This is a genomic window from Streptomyces sp. SBT349 (assembly GCF_001083795.1).
Lineage (GTDB): Bacteria > Actinomycetota > Actinomycetes > Streptomycetales > Streptomycetaceae > Streptomyces.
Genome location: NZ_LAVK01000320.1, coordinates 1 through 8,564, shown reverse-complemented (window position 1 = coordinate 8,564; position 8,564 = coordinate 1). Strand labels below are relative to the sequence as shown.

7 protein-coding genes are annotated in these 8,564 nt (G+C 70.5%); 3 read left to right on the top strand and 4 right to left on the bottom strand.

The features are described 5' to 3' along the window. Nucleotides 1-16: 16 nt before the first annotated feature. The 4 genes from ADY01_RS28555 to ADY01_RS28540 form a co-directional block, all read right to left on the bottom strand. Nucleotides 17-1,564 carry a glycoside hydrolase family 3 protein gene (locus ADY01_RS28555; protein ID WP_049579262.1) on the bottom strand — a complete coding sequence of 516 codons (1,548 nt, stop codon included), beginning with the start codon at nt 1,562-1,564 and terminating at the stop codon, nt 17-19. A 9-nt stretch (nt 1,565-1,573) separates the two neighbouring features. Next, nucleotides 1,574-2,386 carry a carbohydrate ABC transporter permease gene (locus ADY01_RS28550; protein WP_234320446.1) on the bottom strand — a complete coding sequence of 271 codons (813 nt, stop codon included), beginning with the start codon at nt 2,384-2,386 and terminating at the stop codon, nt 1,574-1,576. Continuing rightward, nucleotides 2,383-3,357, bottom strand: a complete 975-nt coding sequence (locus ADY01_RS28545) for a carbohydrate ABC transporter permease (RefSeq protein WP_049579261.1) — start codon at nt 3,355-3,357, stop codon at nt 2,383-2,385. The genes ADY01_RS28550 and ADY01_RS28545 overlap by 4 nt, the downstream gene beginning before the upstream one ends. Nucleotides 3,358-3,421: 64 nt before the next feature. Then, the gene (locus ADY01_RS28540) at nt 3,422-4,684 is read right to left on the bottom strand and encodes an extracellular solute-binding protein (protein ID WP_049579259.1); all 1,263 of its coding nucleotides are present in this window, start codon (nt 4,682-4,684) and stop codon (nt 3,422-3,424) included. Nucleotides 4,685-4,956: 272 nt separating this feature from the next. Here ADY01_RS28540 and ADY01_RS28535 point away from each other — a divergent pair, with 272 nt between their 5' ends. The 3 genes from ADY01_RS28535 to ADY01_RS28525 all read left to right on the top strand — a co-directional run bounded on the left by ADY01_RS28535 (nt 4,957) and on the right by ADY01_RS28525 (nt 8,319). Then, entirely contained in the window at nt 4,957-5,766 is an 810-nt protein-coding gene (locus tag ADY01_RS28535) for a GntR family transcriptional regulator (protein WP_049579257.1), read from the top strand. A gap of 208 nt (nt 5,767-5,974) precedes the next feature. Next, the gene (locus ADY01_RS28530) at nt 5,975-8,095 is read left to right on the top strand and encodes a carbon starvation CstA family protein (protein ID WP_199826329.1); all 2,121 of its coding nucleotides are present in this window, start codon (nt 5,975-5,977) and stop codon (nt 8,093-8,095) included. Further along, the gene (locus tag ADY01_RS28525; RefSeq protein ID WP_049579254.1) at nt 8,092-8,319 is read left to right on the top strand and encodes a YbdD/YjiX family protein; all 228 of its coding nucleotides are present in this window, start codon (nt 8,092-8,094) and stop codon (nt 8,317-8,319) included. Before ADY01_RS28530 ends, ADY01_RS28525 begins: the two co-directional genes overlap by 4 nt. Nucleotides 8,320-8,564: the final 245 nt, after the last annotated feature.

The following is an 8,564-nucleotide window of genomic DNA, read 5'->3' as shown; positions in this document are numbered from 1 at the left end:
GCCCCGGTGGGGCGGGTCAGTCGCCTCGGACTCCGGCGATGACCTCGGCCGCGGCCCGGCCGCAGACGCGGGCGGCGCCATAGGTGGCGATGTGCAGGGCGCCCGAGGGCGGGGCGTGCGGCACGCCCATCTCCACCACGACGGTGCCGGGGCGGGCGGCGAGGAGCGCGTCCAGGGTGGCCGCCATCCAGGGGTGCCGGTGGACGTCGCGGACCACGGCGACCAGGGGACGGTCTCCCGCGGCCCGCAGGACCTCGGCCGCCAGCCCCTCGGTCCCGGCGCGCTCGGCGTCCTCGCGGGTGTGGCTGCCGCCGGCGGTGCCGGGGAGCAGCCGGTCGAGCTCGCGCCCGACGCCCCACGGCGTCTGGGTGCCGACCGCGATGTTGGCCACGGGCGGGAAGGAGGCGACATAGGGCGGGGTGCCCGGCGGCCGGTGCGCGGGGGCCCCGTCGGGGGTGGTCAGCCGCAGGCCGCGGCGGGCGGCCACGAGGCCGATGTCACCGTCCGGTTCCGGGGCGGGCTCCGCTCCGCGGGCCTCCGAGGTCCAGCGGGCCAGGGCCCTGACGCGCTCGGCGGCGTCGTGCAGGCGTTCCTCGGGCAGTTCGCCGGAGTGGACGGCGGCCACCAGGGCGTCGCGCAGGCGCAGCACCTCGGCCTCGTCCGAGGGGGTGCCGCCGATGCACAGGGCGTCGGCGCCCGCGGCGACGGCCAGGACGCAGCCGTGGTCGAGGCCGTAGGTCTCGGCGACGGCGCGCATCTCAATGGCGTCGGTGAAGATCAGGCCCTCGTAGCCGAGGCCGCCCTCGGCCGCGGGGGCGCGGAGCAGGCCGGTGAGGACGGCCGGGCTGAGGGTGCCGGGGCGCTCGCCGTCGAGGGCGGGGAGCAGGATGTGGGCGCTCATCACGCAGCGGGTGCCGGCGGCTATCGCGGCCTTGAAGGGGACGAGCTCGCGCTCGTGGAGGGTCGCCAGGTCGATGTCGATGCGTGGCATCGCATGGTGGGAGTCGACATTGGTGTTGCCGTGGCCGGGGAAGTGCTTGACGCAGGCGGCGATGCCCACGCTCTGGAGGCCCTCCACATAGGCGACCGTGTGGCGGGCGACCAGGGCCGGGTCGTCGCCGAAGGAGCGGACGCCGATGACCGGGTTGTCCGGGTCGGTGTTGATGTCCGCGGAGGGCGCCCAGTTGAGGGTGATCCCGCACTCGGCCAGGCGGCGGCCGAGCGCGGCGGCGACCGCGCGGGTCAGCTCGGGGTCGTCCACGCTGCCCAGGGCGTGGTTGCCGGGGAAGGAGGACCCGCCGTGGACTTCGAGCCGGGTGACGTCCCCGCCCTCCTCGTCGATGGCGACCAGCACGTCGGGCTTGGCCTCGCGCAGCCGCCCGGTGAGCTGGGCGAGTTGCTCACTGGAGACGACGTTGCGGCCGAAGAGGCCGACGCCGGTCATGCCGTTCTCCAGCTGGCGCGGCAGCCAGCCGGGGAGGGTGGTGGTGCCGTCGAAGGTCGGCTGGAGGACGGCCAGGGCATCCCGGGTCACGGTGTCGGAGTCGCGTACGGCGGTCGTCATGAGCGAGTGCTATCCCTTCACGGCACCCGCGGTGAGGCCGCCGGTGACCCGTCGCTGGAGGAAGACGAAGACGAGCAGCACCGGCACGGTGAACAGGGAGGAGGCCGCCATGGTGGCCCCCCAGTCGTTGCCGAAGTTCGTCTGGAACTGGGTGAGCCACAGGGGCAGGGTGGCCGCGTCGGGGTCCTTGTTCAGCACCAGGACCATGGCGTACTCGTTCCAGGCCAGGATGAAGCCGAAGAGGGAGGTCGCCATCAGGCCGGGCGCGAGCAGGGGGAAGATCACGCGGAAGAACGCCTGGGTGCGGTTGCACCCGTCGATCAGGGCGGCCTCCTCCAGGTCCCTCGGGACGGCGGCGATGAAGCCGCGCAGCGTCCAGATGCTGAAGGGCAGCGCCATGACGAAGTAGATGAGCGTCAGGGTCAGCAGGCTGTTGAGCATCTCCAGATCACGCGCGTTGAGGTACATCACGATGATCAGGATTTCCCAGGGCGCCATCTGCGCCATCATCACCGCGAGCAGCATGCCGCGGCGCCCGCGGAACCGCATGCGGGCGATGGCGTAGCTGGCGGCGAGCGCCACCGTCAGGGCGAGCAGCACGGCGCCGACGGTGACGAAGAGGCTGTTGCCGACGTAGGTCCAGAAGAGGTCGACCCCGCTGGCCGTGCCGTAGTGGTCGAACGACGGCGTGAACAGGAGGACCGGGTCCTTGCTGAGCACGTCGGAGTTGCTCTTCAGGGACGTGGAGAACATCCAGTACACGGGGAAGAGGAACAGCGCGGACAGGAGCAGCGCCGAGCCGTTGAGCCAGACCTTCCTCACGATTGCTCCTTCTCCTGCTTGAAGATCAGCCGGAAGTAGAAGGACATGGCGACCAGCAGGATGACCAGGGTCAGCACGGAGATGGCGGCGGCGCTGCCGTACTGGCTCTGGCTCATGCCCTCCATGTAGGCCATGACCGGCAGCGTCTCGGACTCGCGGTTGGGGCCGCCGGCGTTCAGCGCGTAGATCTGGGTGAACGCCTTGAAGACCCAGATGATCTCCAGGAATGTGGTGATCATGAAGAACGGCCTCATGATCGGCGCCAGGATGGACCAGAAGATGCGCCAGTTGGAGGCGCCGTCCATGCGGGCGGCCTCGAAGATCTCGCCGCTGATGGTGGTGAGCCCGGCGTAGAGGTTGAGCGCCACGAAGGGCACGGAGGCCCAGACGATGAGGACGGTGACGATCACGAGCGTGGAGACGCCGCTGCCGAACCAGTTGTGCTGGTCGTAGCCGGAGAAGCCGAGGCTGCGCATCACCCAGTTGGCGACGCCGAACTGGGTGTCGAAGAGCCAGCGGAAGACGGTGGTGCTCACGGTCACCGGCATGGCCCAGGCCGCCACCAGGCTGACCGACAGCAGCAGCCGCATCTTCGTGCCCAGCGCGAAGAGCAGCAGTCCCACGAGCGTGCCGATGCCCATGATCAGCACCACGTTGGCGGCCATGAAGACGAAGGTGCGGACCACCGAGTCCCAGAACCGCTCGTCGCGAAGGACGGTCCGGTAGTTCTCCAGGCCGGTCCACTCGGTGGTTCGGGAGATCAGCTGGCGGCGGCCGAACTCCTGGAACGAGATGATCACGTTCTGGACGAGGGCGTAGCCCAGCACCGCGAGCAGGGCCGCGATCGCCGGCGCGATCAGCAGATAGGGGACCCAGCCGGTGGGCAGGGGGCGCCGCTGCCGCCGACGGGGCGGCCCCGCGGTGCCGGCACCGGATACCTCGGGTGGTGCGTCCTCGATGTGCAGCGTCATGCGTGTCGTCCCTCGCAGGAGAAGGGGGTGCCGCCGCCGGCCGGCGGCACCCCGATGGCGCGGGCTATTCGCGGTTGATGCGATCGGTGATCTCGGCGTCCGCCTCCTCGGCGATGGATCCGTAGTCCTCGCCGTTGAGCGCCTCTGTCATCATCTCCTTGATGGGGTTCGGCTCGACCTCCACGTTGGCCCATCCGGGTGTCAGGGGCGGGAGGAAGCCGACGTCCGCGGAGGCGACCATGGCCTCGGCGAAGCTCCCCGGCTCCGGCTCGGCGGTCACATCGGTGCGGTTGGGCACCACACCGCCGGCAGCGGCGTCCACGTACTTCTGCGCGTACTCCTGCGAGGTGGCCAGTTCGAGCCAGGCGCGGGCCAGCTCCTGATCGCCCGCGCGCTCGGCGACGGCGAGGTTGGAGCCGCCGAGGAAGACGTGGCCAAGCTCGTCGGCGCTCTCGCCCGGCACCGGGAAGTACCCGAAGTCGGCCTCGCCGCCGGCCTCCTCGATGGCCGCGATGGCGTTGTTCGCCTCCCACTGGAGGCCGATCCAGCTGGCGATCTCGCCATTGGGGACCACGTCGACGGACTGCTGGGGCTCGGCCTCGTCGTTGTCGGTCGGGGAGTCGGAGAACTCCTGGAGCTCGCCGTAGAAGTCCATGCCCGCCTCGGCCTCGGGCGTGTTCAGCGCCCCGGCCCAGGAGTCGCCGTCCTCGGCGGCGAAGGAGCCGCCCTCGTCGGCGATGAAGCCGCCCATCACGTAGTAGCTCTGGCCCGGCAGGTAGATGGGCTCGGCCTCGGTGTTCTCCTCGATGAGCGCGAGGGCCTCGACCCACTCGTCACGCGTGGTGGGCACCTCCGCGCCCGCGTCCTCCCAGATGCTCCGGTCGTAGATGACGACACGGTTGGCGCCGTACCAGGGAACCGCGTAGAGCGTGTCGTCCACCTGGGCGGACTCCAGCATGTTCTCGGCCCAGGGCTGGTCGGCCATCTCGCTCAGGTCGGCGAGGCCGCCGGTGTTGGCGTAGCCGATGGTCTGCGTGTTGCCCAGCTCCAGGACGTCCACGGTGCCGTCCTCGGACAGCGCCGTGGTGAGGCGGTCCTGAATGCCCTCCCACTGCTGGATCTCGACGTTGACCTCGACGTCGTGCTCGGCCTCGAAGGCCGTGTTGACCTCCTCGACCCACGCGTCCGGCGCCGAGCCGCTCATCAGCCACACGGTGATGGAATCGGCGCTGCCGCCGCCCCCACCGCTGCTGCCGTCGTCGCCACACGCGGCCACCGTGGCCGTCAGGGCTGCTACGCCGACGGCAGCGATCAGCTTGCGCTTCACGTCACCCTCCTCAAAAAGGCCGGACCCCCCTCACGAAGTGCCCGGTAACGGCCGTTACGTTAGTGGTGTATTCAAGAGGTGTAGACCAGTTGCACGGGAGCCTGGACTAGACCAAGCCGGGTGTCAAGGGTCCACGAGTGGGTCACCCGGTCCGTTACAGGACCGACATCTGCCCGGGGGCACCGCCCCTCAGGGGCCCGTGTCACGATGTGAGCTGCGATGTCTCGGAGGAGCCGGTGACGGCAGAACAGAACGAGTCGGGAAGGCGGGCCATGGCCAGGGACGGGGGGGTGACGGCCGGCGCGGCCGGGGCGTCCCCGACCACCGCGGGTCCCGACGGCACCGACCGGACGCGCACGGCCAGGGTGCCGAAGTACTACCGCCTCAAGCGCCATCTCCAGCAGATGACCGAGACGCTTCCCCCCGGCACCCCGGTGCCCCCCGAGCGCTCCCTCGCCAGTGAGTTCGACACGTCGCGGACCACGGTGCGGCAGGCCCTCCAGGAGCTCGTCGTCGAGGGCCGCCTGGAACGCATCCAGGGCAAGGGGACCTTCGTCGCCAAGCCCAAGGTCTCCCAGACCCTCCAACTCACCTCCTATACGGAGGACATGCGCGCCCAGGGCCTGGAACCGACCTCGCAGCTGCTGGAGATCGGCTACATCACGGCCGACGAGCGGCTCAGCCGGCTGCTCGACCTGCCCGAGGGCGGCAGGGTGCTGCGGATCGAGCGGCTGCGCCTGGCCAGCGGCGAGCCGATGGCCATAGAGACCACGCACCTCTCCCAGGAGCGCTTCCCGGCGCTGCGCCGCAGCCTGGTGCGGTACTCCTCGCTCTACACCGCGCTGGCCGAGGTCTACGACGTCCACCTGGCGCGCGCCGAGGAGACCATCGAGACCTCCCTGGCGAACCCGCGCGAGGCCGGACTGCTGGGCACGGACGTCGGGTTGCCGATGCTGATGCTCTCCCGCCACTCGCGCGACACCGAGGGCGAGCCCGTGGAGTGGGTGCGCTCGGTGTACCGGGGCGATCGGTACAAATTCCTGGCGAATCTGGAGCGCCCGAGGCCGACCGGCCCCCGGTGACCTGGACCGTGATCGTCCGCGCCATGGCCAACGGGCCTGTCAGGGCCTAGATTCCGGCCCGTCAGTCAAGGAGGACCGGCGGGAGGACACCGTGCAATCCCCACCTGAAGCATCACCGGCACGTCAGCCAGGACAGCGCCGTCAACCGCGTCCGGGTTCCATCGCCATCTGGACCGCCGTCGCCCTGGTCGGGGCCGTCGGCTGGGCCATGCTGGCACTGTCCCGCGGCGAGGATGTCTCCGCCGCGTGGATGGTGGCCGCGGCGCTGGGCTCGTACGCCATCGGCTACCGCTTCTACTCGCGGTTCATCGCGACCCGCGTGCTCAGAGCCGACCCGACCCGGGCCACGCCCGCGGAGCGGATGGGCGACGGGCACGACTTCCACGCCACCGACCGCCGGGTTCTGCTCGGCCACCACTTCGCCGGCATCTCGGGCGCGGGCCCCCTGGTGGGCCCGGTGCTCGCGGCGCAGATGGGCTATCTGCCCGGCACCATCTGGATCATCGTCGGCGTGATCTTCGCCGGGGCCGTCCAGGACATGGTGGTGCTCTTCTTCTCCACCCGCAGGGACGGGAAGAGCCTGGGCCAGATCGCCCGCGAGGAGATCGGCCCGGTGGGCGGCATCGCCGCGGTCGTCGCCATCTTCTCGATCATGATCATCATCCTGGCCGTGCTCGCGCTCGTGGTGGTCAACGCCCTGGCCGAGTCGCCCTGGGGCGCCTTCTCGGTCGGCATGACCATCCCCATCGCGCTCTTCATGGGCGTCTACCTGCGCTATCTGCGACCGGGCAAGATCGCCGAGGTCACGGTGATCGGGGTGGCGCTGCTGCTGTTCGCCATCGTGTCCGGCCGCTGGGTCGCCAACTCGGGCCTGGCCGACGCGTTCACGCTCGACCCGCGCACGCTGGTCATCGCGCTGGTGCTCTACGGCTTCGCGGCCTCCGTGGCGCCGGTGTGGCTCCTGCTGGTGCCGCGGGACTACCTGTCCACGTTCATGAAGATCGGCACGATCGCGCTGCTGGCCGTCGCGATCGTCGTCACCCTGCCCAACCTCCAGATGGAGGCGGTCACCGACTTCGCGTCCAACGGCGACGGCCCGGTCTTCGCGGGGTCGCTCTTCCCGTTCGTCTTCATCACCATCGCCTGCGGGGCGCTCTCCGGGTTCCACTCGCTGATCTCCTCGGGCACCACCCCGAAGATGATCCAGAAGGAGACCCAGGTCCGCACCATCGGCTACGGCGCCATGCTGATGGAGTCCTCGGTCGCGGTGATGGCGATCACCGCCGCCTGCGTGCTCGACCCCGGCATCTACTTCGCGATGAACGCGCCACCCGCGGTGATCGGCGACACGGTCCAGGCGGCCTCGGAGACCATCTCCTCCTGGGGCTTCACGGTCACCCCGGAACAGCTCGCCGCCGCGGCGGAGTCGGTGGAGGAGGAGTCGCTGCTGTCGCGCACCGGCGGCGCGCCCACCCTGGCGCTCGGCCTCGCCGCGATCCTGGCCGACATCATCGGCGGCGACTCCATGATGGGCTTCTGGTATCACTTCGCGATCATGTTCGAGGCGCTGTTCATCCTGACGGCGATCGACGCGGGCACCCGCGTGGGACGTTTCGTGCTCCAGGACGCGATCGCCAGCATCCATCCGAAGTTCGCCAAGGTGCGTTCCAACACCTGGTGGCCGGGGATCCTGATGATCAGCGCCATCGTGGTGGCGCTGTGGGGCTATCTGCTGTGGGTGGGCGTCAACGACCCGCTCGGCGGCATCAACACGCTCTATCCGATCTTCGGCATCTCCAACCAGCTGCTCGGCGCCGTCGCGCTGGCGATCTGCACCGTGCTGCTGGTCAAGTCCGGGCGCCTGAAGTACGCCTGGGTGACGGTGCTCCCGCTGACCTGGGTCTCGGTGGTCACCCTCACCGCGAGTTGGCAGAAGGTGTTCTCCGGCGACCCCGCCGTGGGCTTCCTGGCCCGCCGCGACCTGTACCAGGACGGCATCGACGCGGGCGAACTCCTGCCCGGCGCCTCCGACATGGGCGAGATGCGCACCATCGTCAACAACGCCACGCTCGACGCGGTGCTCTCCGCGGTGCTGGCCCTGCTGGTCATCGTGGTCTTCGCCGACGCGCTGCGGATCTGCGTCAAGGCCGTGCGCCGCCCCGGCTCGATCCCGCTGCGCGAGTCCCCGCACGTGGAGTCGAGGATCGTCGCCCCGGCCGGGCTCATCGCCACCAAGGAGGAACGCGCCGAGCTCGCGACCGCGGGGCTCGGCCCCGGCGGCGGGATCCCCGGGCAGTCCACCGGACCCCGGCAGGAGGTGCACGAATGACCCGGGCCCTGATCGCCGCGCCCCGCCGGGCGGCGGCCTGGCTGCGCTGGTACATCACCGAGTTCACCGGCGAGAACGCCTACGACCGCTATGTCGCGCACACCAGGAGGACCGACCCCGAGGCCCCCGTGCTCCGCCGCGGGGACTTCGAACGGCATCGCACCGACCGCCGTTACGGAGCGCCCTCGGACGGCCTCGGCAGCCCTTACGGGGGCTGCTGCTAGAGCTTTTCGGCCCATGGCGGGCTCCCGGACCGGTCCTTCACCCCGTGGCGGTGGGTGACGGGCCGGTCCGCCCTTCTGGGGCGGCCGGGCGGTCTCGTACCGTTCTCCTGAGAAGACGTGCCCGCCTCATGCAGCGGCCGACGTGGAGGAGGACCGTGTCCGGACCAGCGCGGGGCGAACCGACGGTCCTCTCCCCCGGCTCCCCCGCCGAGCCGGGGGAGAGGACCGTCGGTTCGCCCCGCGCT

Coding starts and splice junctions, on each gene's coding strand:
- ADY01_RS28555 (WP_049579262.1), bottom strand. CDS start 1,564: ATGACGACCGCCGTACGCGACTCCGACACCGTGACCCGGGATGCCCTG.
- ADY01_RS28530 (WP_199826329.1), top strand. CDS start 5,975: ATGCTGGCACTGTCCCGCGGCGAGGATGTCTCCGCCGCGTGGATGGTG.
- ADY01_RS28535 (WP_049579257.1), top strand. CDS start 4,957: ATGGCCAGGGACGGGGGGGTGACGGCCGGCGCGGCCGGGGCGTCCCCG.
- ADY01_RS28525 (WP_049579254.1), top strand. CDS start 8,092: ATGACCCGGGCCCTGATCGCCGCGCCCCGCCGGGCGGCGGCCTGGCTG.
- ADY01_RS28545 (WP_049579261.1), bottom strand. CDS start 3,357: ATGACGCTGCACATCGAGGACGCACCACCCGAGGTATCCGGTGCCGGC.